The organism is Naumannella cuiyingiana (assembly GCF_013408305.1).
Classification (GTDB): Bacteria; Actinomycetota; Actinomycetes; order Propionibacteriales; family Propionibacteriaceae; genus Naumannella; species Naumannella cuiyingiana.
The window spans coordinates 109,723-130,663 of record NZ_JACBZS010000001.1 but is presented as its reverse complement, the minus strand read 5'-3'; the positions used below and the strand labels follow the sequence as shown (position 1 = coordinate 130,663).

16 protein-coding genes are annotated in these 20,941 nt (G+C 71.7%); 11 read left to right on the top strand and 5 right to left on the bottom strand.

Going from position 1 to position 20,941, the window contains the following annotated elements; genetic code table 11:
- Positions 1–147: 147 nt before the first annotated feature.
- Positions 148–1,305 (bottom strand): pyridoxal phosphate-dependent aminotransferase, encoded by a 1,158-nt coding sequence (locus GGQ54_RS00545; RefSeq protein ID WP_179443612.1) that lies wholly within the window; start codon positions 1,303–1,305, stop codon positions 148–150.
- 32 nt (positions 1,306–1,337) lie between these two features.
- Positions 1,338–2,252 carry a LysR family transcriptional regulator gene (locus tag GGQ54_RS00540; protein WP_179443611.1) on the bottom strand — a complete coding sequence of 305 codons (915 nt, stop codon included), beginning with the start codon at positions 2,250–2,252 and terminating at the stop codon, positions 1,338–1,340.
- A gap of 82 nt (positions 2,253–2,334) precedes the next feature.
- On the opposite strand from GGQ54_RS00540, the gene GGQ54_RS00535 reads away from it, so the two are divergent.
- From GGQ54_RS00535 to nusB, 7 genes are all read left to right on the top strand, one after another.
- Positions 2,335–3,522 (top strand): NAD(P)/FAD-dependent oxidoreductase, encoded by a 1,188-nt coding sequence (locus GGQ54_RS00535; RefSeq protein WP_179443610.1) that lies wholly within the window; start codon positions 2,335–2,337, stop codon positions 3,520–3,522.
- Between the two features lie 29 nt (positions 3,523–3,551).
- Positions 3,552–5,015: a 2-oxoadipate dioxygenase/decarboxylase gene (hglS, locus tag GGQ54_RS00530; protein ID WP_179443609.1), complete on the top strand. Its 1,464-nt coding sequence runs from the start codon at positions 3,552–3,554 to the stop codon at positions 5,013–5,015.
- Positions 5,012–6,535, top strand: coding sequence for an L-piperidine-6-carboxylate dehydrogenase (gene amaB, locus GGQ54_RS00525; RefSeq protein ID WP_179443608.1), 1,524 nt, complete (start codon positions 5,012–5,014; stop codon positions 6,533–6,535). The genes hglS and amaB overlap by 4 nt, the downstream gene beginning before the upstream one ends.
- A gap of 93 nt (positions 6,536–6,628) precedes the next feature.
- On the top strand, positions 6,629–8,155 hold the full coding sequence (locus tag GGQ54_RS00520; protein ID WP_179443607.1) for an amino acid permease: 1,527 nt from the start codon (positions 6,629–6,631) through the stop codon (positions 8,153–8,155).
- Positions 8,136–9,101, top strand: a complete 966-nt coding sequence (locus GGQ54_RS00515) for an ornithine cyclodeaminase family protein (protein ID WP_179443606.1) — start codon at positions 8,136–8,138, stop codon at positions 9,099–9,101. The genes GGQ54_RS00520 and GGQ54_RS00515 overlap by 20 nt, the downstream gene beginning before the upstream one ends.
- A gap of 87 nt (positions 9,102–9,188) precedes the next feature.
- Positions 9,189–9,746 carry an elongation factor P gene (gene efp, locus GGQ54_RS00510; protein WP_179443605.1) on the top strand — a complete coding sequence of 186 codons (558 nt, stop codon included), beginning with the start codon at positions 9,189–9,191 and terminating at the stop codon, positions 9,744–9,746.
- A 1-nt stretch (position 9,747) separates the two neighbouring features.
- Entirely contained in the window at positions 9,748–10,212 is a 465-nt protein-coding gene (gene nusB, locus GGQ54_RS00505) for a transcription antitermination factor NusB (protein WP_343045803.1), read from the top strand.
- Positions 10,213–10,791: 579 nt separating this feature from the next.
- On the opposite strand, the gene GGQ54_RS00500 is transcribed toward nusB, so the two are convergent.
- From GGQ54_RS00500 to GGQ54_RS00490, 3 genes are all read right to left on the bottom strand, one after another.
- The gene (locus GGQ54_RS00500; protein WP_179443604.1) at positions 10,792–11,268 is read right to left on the bottom strand and encodes a ribose-5-phosphate isomerase; all 477 of its coding nucleotides are present in this window, start codon (positions 11,266–11,268) and stop codon (positions 10,792–10,794) included.
- Positions 11,261–13,012: a dihydroxyacetone kinase family protein gene (locus GGQ54_RS00495; protein WP_179443603.1), complete on the bottom strand. Its 1,752-nt coding sequence runs from the start codon at positions 13,010–13,012 to the stop codon at positions 11,261–11,263. The genes GGQ54_RS00500 and GGQ54_RS00495 overlap by 8 nt, the downstream gene beginning before the upstream one ends.
- Positions 13,013–13,187: 175 nt before the next feature.
- Positions 13,188–14,327 carry a PQQ-dependent sugar dehydrogenase gene (locus GGQ54_RS00490; RefSeq protein ID WP_179443602.1) on the bottom strand — a complete coding sequence of 380 codons (1,140 nt, stop codon included), beginning with the start codon at positions 14,325–14,327 and terminating at the stop codon, positions 13,188–13,190.
- Between the two features lie 118 nt (positions 14,328–14,445).
- Between GGQ54_RS00490 and carA the strand changes: the two genes are divergently transcribed.
- The 4 genes from carA to pyrF are packed head-to-tail and all read left to right on the top strand — an operon-like array spanning position 14,446 to position 20,865.
- Positions 14,446–15,594 (top strand): glutamine-hydrolyzing carbamoyl-phosphate synthase small subunit, encoded by a 1,149-nt coding sequence (gene carA, locus GGQ54_RS00485; protein WP_179443601.1) that lies wholly within the window; start codon positions 14,446–14,448, stop codon positions 15,592–15,594.
- Positions 15,594–18,971 carry a carbamoyl-phosphate synthase large subunit gene (gene carB / locus GGQ54_RS00480; RefSeq protein ID WP_179443600.1) on the top strand — a complete coding sequence of 1,126 codons (3,378 nt, stop codon included), beginning with the start codon at positions 15,594–15,596 and terminating at the stop codon, positions 18,969–18,971. The genes carA and carB overlap by 1 nt, the downstream gene beginning before the upstream one ends.
- Positions 18,968–20,053, top strand: a complete 1,086-nt coding sequence (locus tag GGQ54_RS00475; protein WP_343045802.1) for a quinone-dependent dihydroorotate dehydrogenase — start codon at positions 18,968–18,970, stop codon at positions 20,051–20,053. The genes carB and GGQ54_RS00475 overlap by 4 nt, the downstream gene beginning before the upstream one ends.
- A 2-nt stretch (positions 20,054–20,055) precedes the next feature.
- Positions 20,056–20,865 (top strand): orotidine-5'-phosphate decarboxylase, encoded by an 810-nt coding sequence (pyrF, locus tag GGQ54_RS00470; RefSeq protein ID WP_179443599.1) that lies wholly within the window; start codon positions 20,056–20,058, stop codon positions 20,863–20,865.
- Positions 20,866–20,941: the final 76 nt, after the last annotated feature.

Genomic DNA, 20,941 nt, shown 5'->3' with positions numbered 1-20,941 from the left:
CGCGATTCGAAGCCGTCGACATCGCGCCGCCACAACCGCGACCAGTGGTCGGTAACGGCGAGTGCGAACGCCGCAGGCCGGACCAAACCCCGACCAGTGGTCGGTTGTGGCGCGCTCTGCCGCCGACCCGGACCGCGACCTCGGCGATCAGCGATGCAGCGCCGACAGCCGGTCCGCGGCCTCGGCCAGCACGTCGGGTCGCTTGCAGACCGCGAAGCGGACCAGCGGTCGGGGCGTCTGCTCGGCGTAGAACACCTGGCTGGGGATCGCCGCGACGCCGCACCGCTCCGGCAGGGACCGGCAGAAGGCGAGCCCGTCGCTCTCGCCGAGCGCCGACACGTCCGCGGTGACGAAATAGGTGCCCTGGCTCGGCAGCACGTCCAGGCCCGCCTCGGCCAGCGCCGGCACCAACACGTCGCGACCGGCCTGCAGGTCGGCGCGAATCTGCTCGAACCGCTCGGGCGGCAGCCCCAGCCCGGCGGCGATCGCGTGCTGGAACGGCGCGCCGTTCACATAGGTCATGAACTGCTTGACCGTGGTGACCGCGTTGATCAACTCGGGCACCGCGCAGACCCAGCCGATCTTCCAGCCGGTGACCGAGAAGGTCTTGCCGGCAGACGAGATCGAGATCGTGCGGTCCCGCATGCCGTCGAACCCGGCCAGCGGAAGGTGGGCATGATCATCGAACGTCAGGTGCTCATAGACCTCGTCGGTCACCACCAGCAGGTCGCGTTCGGTTGCCACGTCGGCGATCGCTTGCAGCTCGGTGCGATCGAGGACGCGGCCGGTCGGGTTGTGCGGGGAATTGACGATGATCAACCGGGTACGCGGACTCACCGCGGCGCGCAGGAGATCGGGGTCCAGGCGCAGGTCGTGGCCCTGCAGCGGGACCGGCACCGCCCGCGCGCCGGCCAGGGCGATCGAGGCCCAGTAGGAGTCGAAAGCGGGCTCGAGCAGGATCACCTCGTCGCCCGGCTCGCACAGGGCGAGGATGGTGGCGGTCATCGCCTCGTTGGCGCCGGCGGTGATCAACACCTCGGTGTCGGGATCCCAGTTCTGGCCGTACCAGGCGCGCTGGTGTTCGGCGACCGCGCGGCGCAGGGCCGGGATGCCCCGGCCCGGCGGGTACTGGTTGTGCCCGTCGGTGATGGCCCGTTGCGCGGCCTCGAGCACCTCGGGTGGTCCGTCGGTGTCGGGAAAGCCCTGGCCGAGATTGATCGCCCCCGTGGCGTCGGCGAGTGCCGTCATCTCGGCGAAGATCGTCGTGCCGAAGCCCCGCATCCGATCGACCAACGGGTTGTGCATGCTGCCTCCCTCGCTCGCGTGCCCGGCCGACGTTACGGCACGCCGGCGGCGCCCCCGGCCGTGCCGATCGTCGCGCGGGTGAGCGCGTCCGCAACGGCACGCACGCTCGGTCGCGACAACTGGGCCCGCCGCGCGCGAATCACGACCTGTCGGTACGCCGGGACCGGCAGCGGCACCAGCGGTGAGCTCGTCGGGCGCAGCCGCACCATGCGGGCGGTGACGGGAGTGATGCCCGCGCCGGCCTCGGCCAGCGCGATCGCCACGGCGGTGTCGGTGACCTCGTGTCGCACCCGCGGCGTGATGCCGGCACGCCCGCAGGCGACCCGGACCGCCCGACCGAAGTAGGAACTCGCCGGCCCGAGAATCCAGTCGAGCCGATCGGCCAGCGCGGCGCGGCCGGCCGGATCCGGATCCGATCCCGGGGGCAGCGCCAACAGCAGCTCCTCGGTCTGCAGCACCTCGGTGTCGACGCCGCGCAGGGGCGGTTCCGGCGCATCGGCGTACCCCACTCCGAGGCCGAGATCGACCCGGCCGGCGGCCACCGCGGCGCCCAACTCGTCCACGCCGATCTCGCGGGTCTCGACCGCGATCGCCGCGTGGCCCGCCAGCTCGTGCATCGCCGCCGGGACGATGGTGGCCGCGGCCGACCCGAACACGCCCAGCGTCACCGTCGCCCGCCGGGTCGCATCGGCCGCCAGTGCCTGCTCGGCCTCGCGGGCGGTGGCGAGGATGCGCTCGGCGTACCGCGCGAAGGTGCGGCCGGCGTCGGTGGTGACCAGGCGCCGACCGTCGCGGACCAGCAACGGTTCGGGCAGTCCGGCCTGCAGGGCCGCGATGCGCTGGGACACCGCGGCCAGGCTGAGGCCCAGCCGGTCGGCGGCCTCGGCCATGGTCGCCTCGCCGGACACGGCGAGGAATGCCTCCAGTTGCTGCGGTGACCACTGCATCGGGAAAGCTTCGCAAGCTGTGAAGTGATTGGTCAAGGAAACTTCACTTGACGTAAACGGATCGGCGGGGTGGGATGGCGCCATGTCCGCACCGCTCCCGGACCGCGCCGCTGCGGTCGTCATCGGCGGCGGCGTGCTCGGGGTCTCGGTGGCCCACCACCTCGCCGCCGGCGGGCTGTCGGATGTCGTGGTGCTCGAGGCGGCCGAGCTGGGCGCCGGATCTTCGGCCAAGCCGCTGGGCGGGGTGCGCGCCACCTTCTCCGATCCCGCCAATGTCGAGCTGGCCGCATGGAGCCTGCGGCGCTATCTGGACTTCGGCGCCGAGGTCGGCTGCGACATCGGGCTGCACCGGGTGGGCTACCTGTTCCTGGTCCGCGACGATGCGGACCTCCCGGTCTGCGAGGACGCCGTCGCGGTGCAGAACGCGTTCGGCGCGGGCGCCCGGGTGATCGGCCCGCAGGAGGCGGCGGCGCTCTGTCCGCCGGTGGATCCCGCCGCCCTCGTGGCGGCGTCGTGGTCGCCGCGCGACGGATTCGCCCAGCCGGCCCGCGTCGTCGACGGGTACGCCGTCGCTGCCGCCCGCGCCGGCGCCACCATCTGCACCCGCACCGCGGTGACCGGCATCGAGCTCACCGGCGGCCGGGTGGCCGGGGTCCGGGTCGGCGACCGCCTGGTCGCGACCGACACGGTGATCTGCTGCGCCGGGGCGTGGAGTGCCCGCGTCGGGGACTGGGTGGGCGTCGACCTGCCGGTCACCCCGGTGAAACGACAGATCGCGATCACCCCGCCCCGGCGCGGAGGATGGCCGCGGGTGCCGTTCACCCTCGACCTCGCCACCACCATGTACTTCCACAACGCGAGCTTCGGCGCCCGGACCGCCGCGGCCGACGACGGATTGCTGGTCGGCATCTCCGATCCCGACACCCCCGACGGTTTCGACCGCGAGCCGAGCGAGGAGTGGCTCCCCGGGTTCCGGGCCGCCGCACGGGTCTGCGCACCCGGGCTGGCCGACCTGCCCACCACCGGCGGATGGGCCGGGCTGTACGAGAACACGCCCGACCACAACGCCCTGATCGGGGCGAGCGATCGGGTGCCGGGATTCCTCTATGCCACCGGCTTCTCCGGCCACGGATTCCTCCAGGCGCCCGGTGCCGGGCGGATCGTCGCCGATCTGGTGCTCGGCCGGCGCCCCTTCATGGATCCCGCGCCGTTCAGCGCCGAGCGGTTCGCCCGCCGTGCCGAACGGCCGCGCGAGTTGCACATCATCTGAACCGTCCACGATCGATCGAAAGGGCAGCGATGAGTTTCGTCCCGGCCTGGCAACTGCGGGCCGCGTTCGCCCGCAGGCTGTCGGCCATGTACGGGGCCGAGGTGCCCGCCTACACCACGCTGGTCGAGGTCTCGACGGAGGTGAACACCGATGTCGCGGCCGCCGACCCGGCGGGCGCGGAACGGCTCGGGTCGATCCACCGGGTGACCGCCGAGCGGCACGGCGCGATCCGGGTCGGTTCCCCGCGCGAGCTCGCGGAGGTGGCGCGGGTGTTCGGCGCGTTCGGGATGAGCCCGGTCGGCTTCTACGACCTGCGCGATGCGGCCGCCTCCGCGGTGCCCGTGGTCTCCACCGCGTTCCGGCCGACCACGGCCGACGAGCTGGCCCGCAACCCCTTCCGAGTGTTCACCTCGATGCTCACCCCGGGCGATCGGCGCTTCTTCGATCCCGAGCTCGGCGCCCAGGTCGAGGCCTTCGTCGCCTCGCGGCAACTGTTCGGCCCGGAGCTGCTCGAACTCGCCGATGCCGCGATCGCCGGCGGCGGGCTGCGCGATGACGACGCCGAGCGACTGCTCGAGCTCGCCACCGGCGCGTTCGAACTGTCGGCGGAGCCGGTCGACCACGACTGGTACCGGCGCCTGGAACGGGTCAGCGCGGTCGCCGCCGACATCGCGGGTGTGACGTCGACCCACATCAACCACCTGACGCCCCGGGTGCTGGACATCGATCAGCTCTACGACCGGATGGAACGCCGCGGGATCACCATGATCGACGAGATCCAGGGCCCGCCGCGCTGGAACGGGCCCGACGTGTTGTTGCGCCAGACCTCGTTCCGGGCGCTGGACGAGGAACGCAGCTTCCGCTTCGCCGACGGCACCGAGGGCCCCGGCGCGCTCCGCGTCCGGTTCGGCGAGGTCGAGGCGCGCGGGATCGCGCTGACCCCGGCGGGACGGGACCGCTACGACGAGCTGCTCACCGAGACCGACCGCCGACTGGCCGCCGACCCGGACGGGCCCGCCGAGGCGGGGCCGAGCGGCGACGGGCCACGGATCCGGGCCCTGGGCACGCCCCGCCAGCGCACCGCCCGGACGGTCTGGGCCGCGGGACTGCCGGACACCGAGTCCGGGCTGGCCGAGCAGGGCCTGGGCTGGTTCAGCTACACCGTGGGCGAGGACTCCGTGGTACGCGGCGGCGAGCACGACCTTGCCGACCTGGTCGCCGGCGGCGTGCTCGTCGCCGAACCGATCGTCTACGAGGACTTCCTGCCCCGCTCGGCCGCCGGGATCTTCCAGTCCAACCTCACCGGGGAGGGTACGCGCGATGCCTCCCGGTCGGGCGAGGACTACGATCTCGCCCGACTGTCCGAGCTGATCGGCGTCGCCATCGCCGATCCCCAGCGGCTCTACGCCGCGCGTCGTACCGAGTCGCTGGCCGCCGCGGCCGACCGACTCGGCATCAGCATCCGCACCGAACCGATTGGAGATCGATCATGACCCTGCCCGGCACCGCGACCATCGCCGGATCCGTCACCGACGCCCTCGCCGCCTGCGGCGTGGCCCCGGATCGGATCGGCGGCGACTTCGCCACGCGTACCCCGATCACCGGCGGTGCGCTGCCCGGCGCGACCGGGGACGATGCGGCGAGCATCGACGACAAGATCTCCCGTGCCGCTGCGGCGTTCCCCGCCTGGCGCGACACCCCGGCACCGGTGCGCGGCAATCTGATCAAGCGCTGGGGAGAGCTGCTCACCGAGCACAAGGCCGACCTGGCCCGGATCGTCACCGCCGAGGCGGGCAAGATCACCTCCGAGGCGCTCGGTGAGGTCCAGGAGATGATCGACATCTGCGACCTGGCCGTCGGCCAGTCGCGCCAGCTCTACGGCAAGACGATGCCCTCGGAGCGGCCGGGGCATCGCCTGATGGAGACCTGGCACCCACTCGGCGTGGTCGGGATCATCTCCGCATTCAACTTCCCGGCCGCGGTCTGGGCGTGGAACACCGCCCTCGCGCTGGTCTGCGGCAATACCGTGGTGTGGAAGCCGAGCGAGCTGACGTCGCTGACCGCGCTGGCCGCGGACGCGCTGCTGGGGAAGGCCGTCGCCGAGGTCGGTGCGCCGGCCGACCTGCACCACGTGATCGTTTCCGACCGGGCCGGCGGCGAGCGGCTGGTCGACGACCCGCGGGTGGCGCTGGTCTCTGCCACCGGCTCGGTCCGAATGGGCCGCGAGGTCGGGCCGCGCGTCGCCGCGCGGTTCGGCAAGTTGCTGCTCGAGCTGGGCGGCAACAACGCGGCGATCGTCACCCCGAGCGCCGATCTCGATCTTGCGGTACGCGGCATCGTCTTCGCCGCCGCCGGCACCGCCGGGCAGCGCTGCACCAGCATGCGCCGCCTGATCGTGCACTCCTCGATCGCCGACGAGCTGGTCGGCCGGATCACCGCCGCCTACGGCACGCTGGCGATCGGCGACCCGGAGGCCGAGGGAACGCTGGTCGGCCCGTTGATCAACGAGAAGGCATTCGAGGGGATGCGGCGGGCGCTGGACGAGGCCCAGGCCCAGGGCGGCAAGGTCCGCGCCGGTGGCGAGCGGGTGCTGGCCGACGAGGCGCCCGAGGCGTACTACGTCGAGCCGGCCGTGGTGTCCATGCCGGGCCAGGAAGCGATCGTCACCGAGGAGACCTTCGCCCCGATCCTCTATGTGATGACCTACGACGACATCGAGGACGCCATCGCGATGAACAATGCGGTTCCGCAGGGCCTGAGCGCGGCGATCTTCACCGGCGACCAGGCCGAGGCCGAGCTGTTCGTCTCCAGTGCGGGCTCCGACACCGGGATCGCCAACGTCAACATCGGCACCTCGGGCGCGGAGATCGGCGGCGCCTTCGGCGGCGAGAAGGAGACCGGTGGTGGCCGGGAGTCGGGTTCGGACTCCTGGCAGTCCTACATGCGGCCCGCGACCAATACGGTCAACTACTCCGGCCAGCTCCCGCTCGCCCAGGGGGTCGAGTTCGTCTGATTCGGGCGAAACGCTGGACGCGGCAGCCTCGGGGAGCGAGCCTGAATCAGTGGACGACCGTACGGGGGAACCGAGCGGGAAGGGGAGTTCGCCATGAGCACGACCCGAGAAGGGGGAGGACCGCCGCCAAGCGGCGGGCTGTTCTCGACCGGTGAGCGGGGGATCTTCCGGCGTACCCTGCCGGCGGATGTGCCGAAGGATCAGACCTTCACCCGGTCGCTGACGCTGTTGCAGTTGACCATGATCGGCGTGGGCGCGATCATCGGCGCCGGCATCTTCAGCCTGGCCGGCGAGGTGGCGCGCAACACCGCCGGCCCGGCGGTGGTGATCAGCTTCCTGATCGCGGGCGCGGCGTCGCTGTGCGCGGCGTACGCCTATGCCGAGTTCTCCTCGCTGGTGCCGCGCGCCGGCTCGTCCTACACCTACGGCGCGGCCGTGCTGGGCGAGTTCGTCGGCTGGCTGATCGGCTGGGACCTGCTGCTGGAGTACACCGCGATCGTCGCCGTGGTGGCGATCGGGGTGTCGGGGTACCTGAACTATGTGCTGGAGGCGATCGGCCTCGGGCTGCCGCAATGGGCGGCCGCCTCGCCGTTCGCCGAGGAGAATCCGGGTGTTGTCGATCTCGGCGCGGTGATCGTCTGCCTCGGCGTCGGGTTCCTGCTGACCCGCGGCACCAAGTCGTCGGCGCGGGTCGAGACCGTCCTGACGATCATCAAGATCATCATCGTCTGCGTGGTGGTCGGGGTCGGCGTGTTCTACGTCGACCCGGGCAATCTGGCCGACTTCATGCCGTTCGGCTGGTCCGGCGTCTTCGCCGGCGCGTCGGTCGTCTTCTTCGCGGTCTTCGGCTACGACGCGCTGTCCACCGCCGCGGAGGAGTCGGAGGACTCCCGGCGCAAGATGCCCAAGGCGATGCTGCTCAGCCTGGGCATCTGCATGGTGCTCTATGTGGCCGTCGCGCTGGTGATGTGCGGCATGGTGCTCTACACCGAGCTCGACCCCGAGGCCGCGCTGGCCTACGCCTTCCAGGCCCACGGGCTGGGCTGGCTCGGGTTGGTGATCGCGATCGGCGCGGTGGTCGGCATCGTCACGGTCTGCTTCACGTTCATGATGGCCGGTGCCCGGCTGTGGTACGCGATGAGCCGCGACGGGCTGATGCCGCGCTGGTTCGCGACGATGCACCGCAAGAACAAGGTCCCGCACCGGCCGACCTGGGTGATCGCGGTGCTCGCCGCCATCCTGGCCGGCGTCGCGCCGATCGGCATCGTGGCCGAGCTGGTCAACATCGGGGTGCTCGCCGCCTTCATCGTGGTCAGCCTGGCGGTGCTGGTGCTGCGCTACCGCCGCCCGGACCTGCCGCGCGAGTTCCGGATGCCGCTGATGCCGGTGCTGCCGATCGTCGGCGTCGGGTTCTCCTTGTTCCTGATCGCCCAACTGCCGCTCGACACATTCATCCGGTTCTTCGGCTGGATGGCTATCGGCATCGTCGTCTACGTGCTCTACGGCTACCGGCGTACCCGGCGGGTGATGCCGGGCGGTTCGGTCGACATCGCCAAGATCACCACCGACGACACCGGCACGGAGCCGGCCGGGGGACCAGGTGCCGATCCGCGTTCTTGATCACGCGACGGTCGCGGCGTTGATCGACCCGCTCGCGATCATCGACTCCCAGCGCGCGGTGTTCGCCGCGTATGCGCGCGGGGAAGTGGCATTGGCACCGCGCGGCCTGCTGCCGGGGCCCGACGGCAGCACCGCCTTCGCCTACGCGGCGAGGGCGGGCGAGCGGGCCGGGGCAGTGGCCAAGTTCGGCAGCGTGAATCCGGCCAATGTCGCGGCCGGGCGGCCCGCCATCAGCGCGACGATTCTGGCGCAGGATCCGACCACCGGCCGGCTGGCCGCGATCCTCGACGGCGAGGCCGTGACGACCGCGCGGACCGCCGCCGCCAGTGCGGTCGCCGCGCAACTGCTCGCGGCGCCGGGACCGGGCCGGGTCGCGGTGCTCGGCGCCGGGGTGCAGGCCCGCGCCCACCTGCGCGCCCTGGCCGCGGTCGGGCTGCTCGGCGAGGCCGTGGTGATCGGGCGCAGCGCGGGTTCGGCCGACGCCCTGGTCACCGAGCTCGGACCCGAGTTGGGCGTACCGCTCGCCGCGGGAACCCTGTCCCAGGTCGGCGATGCCGCGATCGTGGTCTGCGCGACGACCAGCACCGAACCGGTCCTCGATGCCGGCGACGTGGCGTCGGGGGCGCTGGTGATCTCGGTCGGTTCCTTCGCCCCGCATGCCGCCGAGCTGACCCCGGCGTTGCTCGACCGGGCCGGCCTGGTCGTGGTCGACGACATCGCGACCGCGCGGGAGCAGGCGGGCTGCCTGGTGCGGGCCGGTGCCGCGGGCGTACGCCCACGGCTGCATGCGCTCGGCGAACTGCTGAACGATCCGCCCGGCCGCGACCCGGAACGGATCGTCGTGTACAACTCCGTCGGGCTCGGCTTCCAGGATGCGGCTGCGGTGGCACCGATCCTTGCGGCGGCCGCCGAGCAGGACGCGGGCCGGCTGATCGAGTTGGGCTGAACGGCGCCGGAGGCGGCTAAGCTGTGGCGTTGTTCCCCGCCGGTCCCGGCGGGCCGGACAGCACGACTCGACGAGAAGGGGCAGCGGGTGGCATCCACCAACGACATCAAGAACGGCATGGTCCTCGACCTGGACGGTCAGTTGTGGCAGGTGCTGTGGTTCCAGCACCACAAGCCGGGCAAGGGCAATGCGGTCGTGCGGACGAAGCTCAAGAATGTGCTGTCCGGCAAGGTGGTCGACAAGACCTTCAACTCCGACTCCAAGGTCGACACGGCCAATGTCGACCGCCGCGAGATGCAGTACCTCTACCACGATGGTGCGGGCTTCGTGTTCATGGACACCGCCACCTACGACCAGATGACCATCCCGGACGCCGTGGTCGGCGACGCGAAGGACTTCTTGCTGGAGGAGGCGCTGGCCACCGTCGCGCTGCACCAGGACAACCCGCTGTCGATCGAGCTGCCCACCTCGGTCGAGCTGGAGATCACCTACACCGAGCCCGGGCTGCAGGGGGACCGCTCCACCGGCGGCACCAAGCCCGCCACGCTGCAGACCGGCAAGCAGATCCAGGTTCCGCTGTTCCTGACGACCGGGGAGCGGGTCAAGGTCGACACCCGTACCGGTGAATACCTGAGCCGGGTCTGAGGTGGCCGCCGATCCCGCGGCGGGGCACGAACCCGCGCCGGGCCCGGAGCGGCGCGGCCCACGGGCGAAGCTGTCCACCCGCTCGAAGGCGCGTAAGCACGCCCTGGACATCTTGTTCGCCGCGGAGCTGCGCGGTTTCGACCCGGCGCGGCTGCTGGCCGACCAGATCGCGGCGGCCGACCCGCCGGTGCGCGACTTCACCCGGGAGTTGGTGCGCGGGGTGATCGACAATGCCGACCAGATCGACTCCGCCCTGCGCGAGTCGCTGTCCAGCGGCTGGAGCCTGGAGCGGATGCCCCGCGTCGACCGGATCGCTGCCCGCCTGGGCGTCTACGAGATCCTGCACACCGATGTCGCCGACGACATCGCCATCGCCGAGGCCGTCGCGCTGGCCGGCGACCTGTCCACCGACGACTCGCCCGCCTTCCTCAGCGGCGTACTCGGCCGGGTCGCCCAACGCTCCTGAGCCCCTCGCCCGGCTCACCCCCGTTGCACCATCCGCGAACCCAACCGGCACCCGCGGACTCATCCGGCACCCGCGGACTCATCCGGCACCGGAGGACTCAACCGGCATCCATGGGTCGAACCGGCAGTCGCGGGCGTTACTCGGTTCGCGTCTGCCGGTTGAGTTCGCGTCTGGGCTCGGCGGTTTTCATCCGCGGGCCGAACCGGCACCCGCGAGGGTAACCGGCACTAGGGGACTCAACCGGCATCCACGAGCCGAACCGGCAGCCGCGGGCGTTACTCCGTTCGCGTCTGCCGGTTGAGTTCGCGTCTGGGCCCGGCGGTGTCTATCCGCGGGCCGAATCGGCACCCGCGAGGGTAACCGGCACCAGGGGACTCAACCGGCATCCATGGGGCGAACCGGCAGCCGCGGGCGTTACTCGGTTCGCGTCTGCCGGCTGAGTTCGCGTCCGGGCCCGGCGGTTTCCATCCGCGGGCCGAACCGGCAGCCGCGGGCGCTACTCGGCCCGCGCCTGCCGACTCGGCCCGCACCTGCCGACTCAGCCCGCGGCTGCCGACTGACCCCGCGTTTGGCGAGGAACTAGCCTGCGCGGCCGCCCGCGGTCTCGTACTCGGTCAGCACGGCGACCTTCTCCGCCGACGCGCTGGCCGGGTCGAAGGTGTAGCCGATCCACTCGGCCGCCAGGCGCCGGGCCAGCTCGCGACCGATCACCCGCTGGCCCATGCACAGCACCTGCGCGTCGTTGCTGAGAATCGACCGCTCGACCGAGTAGGAGTCGTGGGCGGTGACGGCGCGGATCCCCGGCACCTTGTTCGCGGAGATCGCGACGCCGAGGCCGGTGCCGCAGATCAGGATTGCCCGGTCGGCGGCTCCGTCGTTGATCATCTCCCCGGCGGCGATCGCGACGCTCGGATAGGGGGTGTGCTGGTCGGCGCCGACACCGACGTCGAGCACCTCGGCGACCCGGCCGTCGGCGGCCAGGTCGGCCTTGATCATCTCCTTGTATTCATAGCCGGCGTCGTCCCCGCCGACCACGATCCGCAGCCCTTCACTCATCTCGCGCCTCCTGGTCTGGTTGCTGCTGGGTGTCGCCACGATCGGCCAGCACATCGGCCACCGTGGTGAGGATCATCGCCATCGACACCGCGCCGGCATCGGGGTGGCCGAGGCTCTTCTCGGCCAGCGGACGGGCGCGGCCGACCTGCGGTCGCAGGTCCGCGGTTGCCTCCGCCGCCGCCCGGGCGCTGGCGGCGGCGGCCGCCCACGCGCCGGCGAGATCGTCGCCGGCGGCCAGCCGGGTGTCGAGCTCGTCGACGAAGGGGTAGCTCGCATCGAGCAGCGTCTTGTCGCCCGGGCGAGCGCCGCCGAGTTCGGCGATCTCGTCGACGAAGGAACGCGCCGCGGCCGCGACATCGGTCGGCGTGATCTCCGCGGCGGACTGGTCCAGGCTGCGCCCGAAGGCCTCGAGAGCGGCGCCCCAGAGCACGCCCGAGGTGCCGCCCGCATGGTCGGCCCAGGCGCGCCCGGCGAGGGCGGAAAGCGAGGCAATGCCGCTGTCGGTCGGCGCGGCATCGATGGCCGCCACGGCCGCGCGCAACCCGCGTACCATCCCGCGCCCGTGGTCGCCGTCGCCGGCGATCGCGTCGATCCGGCCGAGCTCGGCCTCCTGCGTGGTGATCATGTCGGCCGCCGCGCGGATGGCCTCGGCGAACGCCTCGCCCGCCCGGACCCCGGCCGGCGACGCGGGTTCGGCGGCGGCCGCCTGCCCCTCGCCGGCCGCCTCGGCCGCGGGCGGCCGCAGACCCGCCAGCGGCGCGGCCTCCTTGCGGTACGCCGGAGTGTAGGCGTCGGCCCGCCACAGCGGTTCGAGCTCGGCGTCGAGCCACATCAGGGTCAGCGAGCAGCCGCCCATGTCGAGGCTGGTGACCAGCTCGCCGACCTCGGGCTCGACGATCTCGAGGCCACGCTCGCGCAGCAACCGGGCGACATGGCCCCAGAGGAGGAACAGCTCCTCGTACTTCGTCGTGCCCAGGCCGTTCAGGATCGCCGTGACCCGCGTGCCGGCGCCCTCGGGCGTGGCCGCCAGCAGGTCGTTCACCAGCAGCTCGGCCAGCTCGCCGGCCGGCAGCATGTCGATGTCGCGGATCCCGGGCTCACCGTGGATGCCGAGGCCGAGCCCGAGCTGACCCTCGGGCACGGAGAACAGGGGCTCGTCGGCGCCCGGCATGGTGCAGCCGGAGAAGGCGACGCCGAGGCTGCGGGTGGCATCGTTCGCCGCCCGGCCGAGGCGCTCGACCTCGTCGATGTCCAGGCCCCGGGCAGCGGCGGCGCCCATGATCTTGAAGACCGTGAAGTCGCCGGCGATCCCGCGGCGGCGCTCGGGTTCGTCGGCGGACGCGATGTCGTCGGTGACCACGACGATCCGGGCGTCGATGCCGTCATCGGCGAGCCGCCTCGCCGCGATCCCGAAGTTCATGTTGTCGCCGGCGTAGTTGCCGAAGCTGAAGATCACGCCGCGGCCGCGGTCGGCGGCCCGCGCGACGTTGTAGGCCTGGGTGGCCGACGGCGAGGTGAAGATGTTGCCGACCACCGCGCCGGCGGCCAGGCCCGGGCCGACGGTCCCGCAGAACGCGGGGTAGTGGCCAGAGCCGCCGCCGATCACGACGGCGACCTGGGGCTCCTCGGCGTGGTGGGCGACGACGCCGCCCGGTACGGCGCTGAGCCGGTCGGCGTAGAGATCGCAGAAGCCCGCGAGCTGTTCCTCGGCGAACTGGGCGGGGTCGTTGAAGATCTTGGTCATCAGCCGTCGCTTCGGGTCGGTCCGGGGCCGAGCGGCCGGGCCAGTCCGAACGGACGAGCGGGGACCGACAACCCCCGTTGGTTGGGTGTGCGAGCAGCCTGTCGAGTGCCTGAACGAATGTCAAGCACATCTGTTCAGCAGGACGTTCCCGTGGGAGCACCGCCGAGCGATCGCCTCAGCCGAGCGCGACCCGCAGGATCTTGTCGTCGCCGTCGCGCGGATCGCCGCGGCCGTCGGTGTTGGAGGTGCCGACCAGCAGGGAGTCGCCCTCGCCCAGCACCGCGCGCAGCCGGCCGTACTCATCGGCGAAGTGGGCGCGCGGCTCCCCGGTGCCGTCGGCGGTCAGCGGGATCTCCCACAGCCGTTCGCCACGCAGCCCGGCCATCCACAGCGAACCGCGGGCATGGGCCAGCCCGGACGGCGAGGCCTGATCGGTACGCCAGACCCGCAGCGGCGCGATGAACTCGTCGCTGTCGGAGCCCTGCGTGCCCTCGACCTCCGGCCAGCCGTAGTTGCCGCCGCGCTCGATCAGGTTCAGCTCGTCGAAGGTGTTCTGCCCGAACTCGCTGGCGAACAGCCGGCCGGAGTCGTCGAAGGCGAGACCCTGGACATTGCGATGCCCGAGCGAGAACACCTCGTTGTCGAACGGATTGTCCGGCGCCGCCCGGCCGTCCTGGGTCAGTCGCAGGATCTTGCCCGACAGGCTGTTGCGGTCCTGGGCCGAGCCGCGCTCGGTGGCATCGCCGGTCGAGGCATACAGCAACTCGTCCGGCCCGAACGCCAACTGCCCGCCGTTGTGGATGCTGGCGACCGGGATGTTGTCCAGGATCACCTCCGGGTCGCCCGTGATCGCGCGCCCGTCGAACGGATAACGGGCGATCCGGTTGTCCCGCGCGGTCGAGTAGTAGACGAACAACCCATCCCCGGCGGGGTTGATCGCCAGCCCCAGCAGGCCGCCCTCGGAGCTGGCATCCACATCGCCGACCCGGGCCAGTTCGACCGCCCGGTCGCCGTCGAGGCGCAGAATGCGGCCGGTGTCTCGTTCGGTGACGAAGATCGTCTCGGCGTACCGGGCCAGCCCCCACGGGCTGGTCAGGCCGGTCGCCACCGGGGAGGGGTCGCGCGGCTCGGGCGGGGTGGTGGCGGTAGGGCTGCTCGGTGTGGAGGGTGTGCCCGTTGCCGCGGGCGTGCCCGTTGCCGAGGGCGTGCCCGGGGGCGCGGTGGACGGCGCGGGCGGATCGGCCGGCGCCGCGCAGGAGGCGAGGACCAGCGGCAGAACGGCGGCGGGCACGGCGAGCAGGAGGCGCGGGCGCATGTGCCGAGTGTGGCCGACGCCGCAAATCCGGCGTACCGGAATCCGGTCGGGGATGCGCTAGAGTCGCTGGGACAGCCACCCTTTAAGTCCTGTCCTGTGAGGCAGGAAAGGACGGTTCATGCCCGCACCATCATCGCCCGCGCCCGCTCTGTTGGTCCTGGAGGACGGCCGCACCTTCCGCGGACGCTCGTTCGGCGCCGAGGGCGAGGTCTTCGGCGAGGCCGTGTTCGCCACGCCGATGACCGGCTACCAGGAAACCCTCACCGACCCGAGCTACCACCGCCAGGTCGTCATCGCCACGGCGCCGCACATCGGCAACACCGGATGGAACGATGTCGACGACGAGTCCGGGAGGGTCTGGGTCGCCGGCTACGTCGTTCGCGATCTCGCCCGCCGGCCGTCGAACTGGCGCTCGACCCGCTCGCTGGCCGACGAGCTCGCCGAACAGGGCGTGGTCGGCATCAGCGATGTGGACACCCGCGCGCTGACCCGGCACCTGCGCGAGCAGGGCGCGATGCGCGTCGGCGTCTCGACGACCACTCTCGATCCGGACGCGCTCCTGGCGAAGGTACGCCAGGCCCCCGCCATGTCGGGAGCGCGGCTGTCGGGTGAGGTGAGCACTCCGGAGCCGTATGTCGTGCCCGCGGTCGGCGAGCGGCGCTTCACCGTCGCCGCCATCGACCTCGGCATCAAGTCGATGACCCCGCACCGGATGGCCGAACGGGGCGCGGAGGTCCATGTCCTGCCCGCCGACACCGACTTCGCCGCGATCGAGGCGCTGGCCCCCGACGGTGTCTTCTTCTCCAACGGCCCCGGCGACCCCGCCGCCGATGATCATGCGGTGGAACTGTTGCGACGCACCCTCGATGCGGGCCTGCCGTTCTTCGGGATCTGTTACGGCAACCAGATCTTCGGCCGCGCGCTCGGCTTCGGCACGTTCAAGCTGAAGTACGGACATCGCGGCATCAACCAACCGGTGATGGACCTGGCGACCCGCAAGGTCGAGGTGACCGCGCACAATCACGGATTCGCCGTCGACGCCCGGCCGGGCGAGGAGCGCGAGACGCGGTGGGGCAGCGCCCGGGTCAGTCACGTCTGCCTCAATGACGATGTGGTCGAGGGCCTCGAACTGGTCCGCGACGACCGGGTGGTGGCCTTCTCGGTGCAGTACCACCCGGAGGCCGCGGCCGGGCCGCACGATGCGGCGTACCTGTTCGATCGTTTTGCCGACGTGCTCGGTGAGCGCAGCGGGGAAGGGAAGCGCTGATGCCGCGCCGCGACGACATCTCCTCGATCATGGTGATCGGCTCGGGTCCGATCGTCATCGGCCAGGCCTGTGAGTTCGACTATTCGGGTACGCAGGCCTGCCGCGTGCTGCGCGAGGAGGGCTATCGGGTGATCCTGGTCAACTCCAACCCGGCGACGATCATGACCGACCCGGAGTTCGCCGACGCGACCTACGTCGAGCCGATCCGACCCGAGTATCTGGAGAAGATCATCGAGCTCGAGCGCCCCGATGCGCTGCTCGCGACGCTCGGCGGTCAGACGGCCCTGAACGCCGCGGTGTCGCTGCACGAGAGCGGTGTGCTCGAGAAGTACGGGGTGGAACTGATCGGTGCGTCGATCGAGGCCATCCAGCGCGGCGAGAACCGCGAGGAGTTCAAGGAGATCGTCCGGCGGATCGCGGGTGCCGAGCCGGCAGCCGGCGACGCGAGCGAGGCCCGGGACGGGTCGTCCTACCAGGGCCCGGTCGCCGAGGTGGCCCGCAGCCGGATCTGCCACAGCATGGACGAGGTGCTGGCCGCCGCCGAGGACCTCGGCTACCCGGTGGTGGTGCGGCCGTCGTTCACCATGGGCGGCGTCGGTTCCGGCTTCGCGCACACCGAGTCCGACCTGCGCCGGATCGCCGGCGCGGGGCTGGCCGCGAGCCCGACCAGCGAGGTGTTGATCGAGGAATCGATCCTCGGCTGGAAGGAGTACGAGCTCGAGGTGATGCGCGATCGCGCCGACAATGTCGTGATCATCTGCTCCATCGAGAACTTCGACCCGATGGGCGTGCACACCGGCGACTCGATCACGGTCGCGCCGGCGATGACGCTGACCGATCGGGAGTACCAGCGGATGCGCGATGTCGCGATCGGCGTGATCCGCGAGGTCGGCGTCGACACCGGCGGCTGCAACATCCAGTTCGCGATCAATCCGGCCGACGGCCGGATGGTCGTGATCGAGATGAATCCCCGCGTCTCGCGCTCCAGTGCGCTCGCGTCGAAGGCCACCGGCTTCCCGATCGCCAAGATCGCGGCCAAGGTGGCGGTCGGCTACACCCTGGACGAGATCGACAACGACATCACCGGCGTCACCCCGGCCAGCTTCGAGCCGACCCTGGACTACGTGGTGGTCAAGGTGCCGCGATTCGCGTTCGAGAAGTTCCCGAATGCCGAGGCGACGCTGACCACCCACATGAAGAGCGTCGGCGAGGCGATGGCGATCGGCCGCAACTTCACCGAGGCGCTGAACAAGGCGCTGCGCAGCGTGGAGAAGCCGGAGGCGATCTTCGACTTCGCCAGCCCGGTCGAGCGGTCGGCCGGCGACCTGCTGGCCGAGGCGATGCGCCCGCACGACGGCCGGCTCGGCCTGGTGCTGCAGGCGATCCGGGCCGGTGCGAGTGCCGACGATGTGTACGCCGCGACCGGCATCGACCCCTGGTTCGCCGACCAGCTCGTGCTGCTGGTCGAGGTGGCCCGCGAGGTCGCGCAGGCGCCGGAACTGACCGCGGAGGTGATCATCCGCGCCAAGCGACACGGCTTCTCCGATGCCCAGCTCGGCGCCCTGCGCAATCTCGACGAGGACGTGGTACGCGGCGTGCGCTGGGCGCTCGGCGTACGCCCGGTCTACAAGACGGTCGACACCTGTGCCGCCGAGTTCGCGGCCCGCACGCCCTATCACTACAGCAGCTATGACGACGAGACCGAGGTCGCGCCGCGGAGCAGGCCCGCGGTGATCATTCTCGGCTCCGGGCCGAACCGGATCGGGCAGGGCATCGAGTTCGACTACTCCTGCGTGCACGCCGCGCTCACGCTGAGCGAGGCCGGTTACGAGACGGTCATGATCAACTGCAATCCGGAGACGGTGTCGACCGACTACGACACCTCCGACCGGCTCTACTTCGAGCCGCTGACCGCCGAAGACGCGCTCGAGGTCTACCACGCCGAATCCCAGGCCGGACCGGTCGCCGGGGTGATCGTGCAGCTCGGCGGGCAGACCCCGCTCAAGCTGGCACAGCGGCTCAAGGACGCCGGCGTACCGATCATCGGGACCAGCCCGGAGGCGATCGACCTGGCCGAGGAGCGCGGCGCGTTCGGGCAGGTGCTCGCGCGCGCCGGGCTGCTGGCACCCAAGCACGGCATGGCGACATCGCACCAGCAGGCGGTGGCGATCGCTGCCGAGATCGGCTACCCGGTGCTGGTCCGGCCGTCCTATGTGCTCGGCGGTCGCGGCATGGAGATCGTCTACGACGACGATTCGCTGCGCGGCTACATCGAGCGGGCCACCACGATCACCCCCGAGCATCCGGTGCTGGTCGACCGGTTCCTCGACGACGCCGTGGAGATCGACGTGGACGCGCTCTACGACGGTGATCAGCTCTACCTGGGCGCGGTGATGGAGCACATCGAGGAGGCCGGCATCCACTCCGGCGACTCGGCGTGCGCGCTGCCGCCGATCACCCTCGGCGGCGAGGTGATCGACCGGATCCGCAGCGCCACCCGGGCCATCGCCGACGGGGTCGGGGTACGCGGACTGATCAACATCCAGTACGCCCTGGCCGGCGACACCCTCTACGTACTGGAGGCCAATCCGCGCGCCTCGCGTACCGTGCCGTTCGTCTCCAAGGCCACCGACACCCCGCTGGCCAAGGCCGCGGCGCGGATCATGGTCGGCGAATCGATCACCGACCTGCGCACGGCCGGCCTGCTCCGGGCGAGCGGCGACGGCGCCGACGCCGAGGACCACGGCCCGATCGCGGTCAAGGAGGCCGTGATGCCGTTCAACCGGTTCCGCACGCCGGACGGCTCGTTCGTCGACACCGTCCTCGGCCCGGAGATGAAGTCAACCGGTGAGGTGATGGGGCTCGACACGACGTTCGGGACGGCCTTCGCCAAGAGCCAGGCCGGCTCGTTCGGCTCGCTGCCGATGCAGGGCCGGGTCTTCGTCTCGGTCGCCAATCGCGACAAGCGCAGCGTGATCTTTCCGGTCAAGCGGCTCGCCGACCTCGGCTTCGAGGTGCTGGCGACCGCCGGGACGGCCTCGATGCTGCGCCGCCACGGTGTGGCCGCCCGGCCGGTCCGCAAGTTCAGCCAGGGCACCGGTCCCGACGGCGAACCGACGATCGTCGAGTTGATCAACGACGGGCAGGTCGATCTGATCTTCAACACCCCGCACGGGGCGAGCGATCACGGCAGCCCCCGGATGGACGGCTACGAGATCCGCACCGCCGCGGTACTGAACGACATTCCCTGCATCACCACGGTCCAGGGGCTTGCTTCGGCGGTCCAGGGGATCGAGGCGCTGCGGGCCGGCGGCGTCGGCGTGCGATCGCTGCAGGACTGGGCCGCGAAGCAGTCGGAGCCCGGCGGCCCGGCGTGACCGATCCGCTGCTGATCGGTTACCGGCGCCTGCTGCGGCCGGCGCTGTTCCGGCTCGGGCGGGGCGATCCCGAGTCCGCGCACGAGCGCGCGCTCGGCCTGCTGGCCCGGGTCTCGGCGATACCGGCGGCCCGGGCCGGGCTGTCGGCCCTGCACGCCCCGGGCGAGCCGATCGAGGTCGCCGGCATCGCGTTCGGCAATCGGGTGGGGTTGGCCGCGGGTCTGGACAAGCAGGGCGCGGCGGTCCGCGCCTGGGGTCCCCTCGGCTTCGGCCATGTCGAGCTCGGGACCGTCACCCCCCGACCGCAGCCGGGCAACCCCCGGCCACGGATCCATCGCTTCCCGCGCTCGGGCGCCATCGTCAACGCGATGGGATTTCCCAGCGAGGGAGCCACCGCTCTCGCCGCGCGCCTGGCCCGGCTGGGCATCCGTCGCGGCGATGGCGCCGCCGGCGCCCGGATCGGGATCTCGATCGGGAAGAACAAGGACACCCCGCTGGCGGACGCACCCGGGGACTACCTCGCCGCATTCGCCGCGCTGCATGCCCACGCCGACTACATCGCCGTGAACGTCTCCAGCCCCAACACCCCCGGCCTGCGGACCCTGCAGGATGCCGGCACGCTGGGCGAGCTGTTGCGGGCCCTCACCGCGGCCGCGCGGTCCGCCGATCCGGCGCGGCCCGTGCCGATCATGGTCAAGGTGGCGCCCGACCTGGGACCGGATGCCCTGGACGAACTGCTCTCCGTCTGTGTGGGGGCCGGAGTCGCCGGACTGATCGCCGGCAACACGACGCTCGACCGCACCGGGCTGGCGCCCGCCGACCGGCGCCCGGCCACCGACCTCGCCGGTGGCCTCTCCGGTCGGCCGTTGACCCGGCGCGCGTTGGGCGTCGTTCGCCACCTCGCCCGACGCGGGCCGTTGCCGGTGATCGGAGCGGGCGGCATCATGACCCCCGACGACGCATGCGCGATGTTCGACGCGGGCGCCCGGCTGGTGCAGCTCTACACGGGCTGGATCTATTCGGGTCCCGCGCTGGTCAATGCGATCAATCGGCTCCCGTACCCGTGCCGACCCGAGGAGTGACCATGACCGAGCCCTACTCGAAACGCCTCGCGCTCGCGGTCGAGGAACGCGGCCGGCTGTGCGTGGGCATCGATCCCCACCCGTCGCTGGTCTCCGCCTGGGGACACACCCCCGATGCCGCGGGGGCCGAATCCTTCGCTCGCGGGTTGATCGAGGCGATCGGCTCCCGGGTCGCGGTGTTCAAGCCCCAGTCGGCACTCTTCGAGGCCTACGGCTCGCCCGGTGTCGCCGTGCTCGAGCGGGTCCTGCGGTCGTGCCGGGAGGCCGGCGCGCTGGTCATCCTCGATGCGAAGCGCGGGGACTTCCAGCCGACGATGCAGGGCTACGCCCGGGCGTACCTGATGGCGGACTCGCCGTTCGCGGCAGATGCCCTGACCGTCAGCCCCTATCTCGGCGTCGGGTCGCTGCAGCCGGCTTTCGACGCGGCTGCCGAATCCGGTCGTGGCCTCTACGTGCTGGCGCGAACCTCCAACCCCGAAGGCGGCATCGTCCAGTTGGCCAGCACCGGCGAGGGCACCTCGGTCGCCCAGCAGGTGGCCGACGACGTGCAGGTACGCAACGACGTGGTCGGCCCGGAGTTCGGGCTCGTCGTCGGCGGCACGCATGACGATCTCGGGCTGGATCTCGCGCGCTTCACCGGCTCGGTCCTGGTGCCGGGGCTCGGCGCGCAGGGGGCGACCATGGCCGACATCGACCGGCGCTTCGCCGGGACCGGCGCCTCGTTGCTGCCCACCACGAGTCGTCAGGTCGCCGGAGCCGGTCCGGATGCCGCTGCCCTGTGCGAGGCGGTCGACAGGCTGCTCGCGGGCTGAGGGCCGGCGGCGGCGCGTCGCGTGCCGATCTGGTACTCGCGGCGCCGCGATGCAATACTGCAGCCGTTCTGTCTCT

Bases quoted from the DNA above. Each gene is read 5' to 3' on its own strand.
- hglS (WP_179443609.1), top strand. From the start codon at position 3,552: ATGAGTTTCGTCCCGGCCTGGCAACTGCGGGCCGCGTTCGCCCGCAGG.
- GGQ54_RS00535 (WP_179443610.1), top strand. From the start codon at position 2,335: ATGTCCGCACCGCTCCCGGACCGCGCCGCTGCGGTCGTCATCGGCGGC.
- GGQ54_RS00545 (WP_179443612.1), bottom strand. From the start codon at position 1,305: ATGCACAACCCGTTGGTCGATCGGATGCGGGGCTTCGGCACGACGATC.
- pyrF (WP_179443599.1), top strand. From the start codon at position 20,056: ATGACCGAGCCCTACTCGAAACGCCTCGCGCTCGCGGTCGAGGAACGC.
- GGQ54_RS00500 (WP_179443604.1), bottom strand. From the start codon at position 11,268: ATGAGTGAAGGGCTGCGGATCGTGGTCGGCGGGGACGACGCCGGCTAT.
- carA (WP_179443601.1), top strand. From the start codon at position 14,446: ATGCCCGCACCATCATCGCCCGCGCCCGCTCTGTTGGTCCTGGAGGAC.
- GGQ54_RS00540 (WP_179443611.1), bottom strand. From the start codon at position 2,252: ATGCAGTGGTCACCGCAGCAACTGGAGGCATTCCTCGCCGTGTCCGGC.
- GGQ54_RS00490 (WP_179443602.1), bottom strand. From the start codon at position 14,327: ATGCGCCCGCGCCTCCTGCTCGCCGTGCCCGCCGCCGTTCTGCCGCTG.
- carB (WP_179443600.1), top strand. From the start codon at position 15,594: ATGCCGCGCCGCGACGACATCTCCTCGATCATGGTGATCGGCTCGGGT.
- GGQ54_RS00495 (WP_179443603.1), bottom strand. From the start codon at position 13,012: ATGACCAAGATCTTCAACGACCCCGCCCAGTTCGCCGAGGAACAGCTC.
- amaB (WP_179443608.1), top strand. From the start codon at position 5,012: ATGACCCTGCCCGGCACCGCGACCATCGCCGGATCCGTCACCGACGCC.
- GGQ54_RS00520 (WP_179443607.1), top strand. From the start codon at position 6,629: ATGAGCACGACCCGAGAAGGGGGAGGACCGCCGCCAAGCGGCGGGCTG.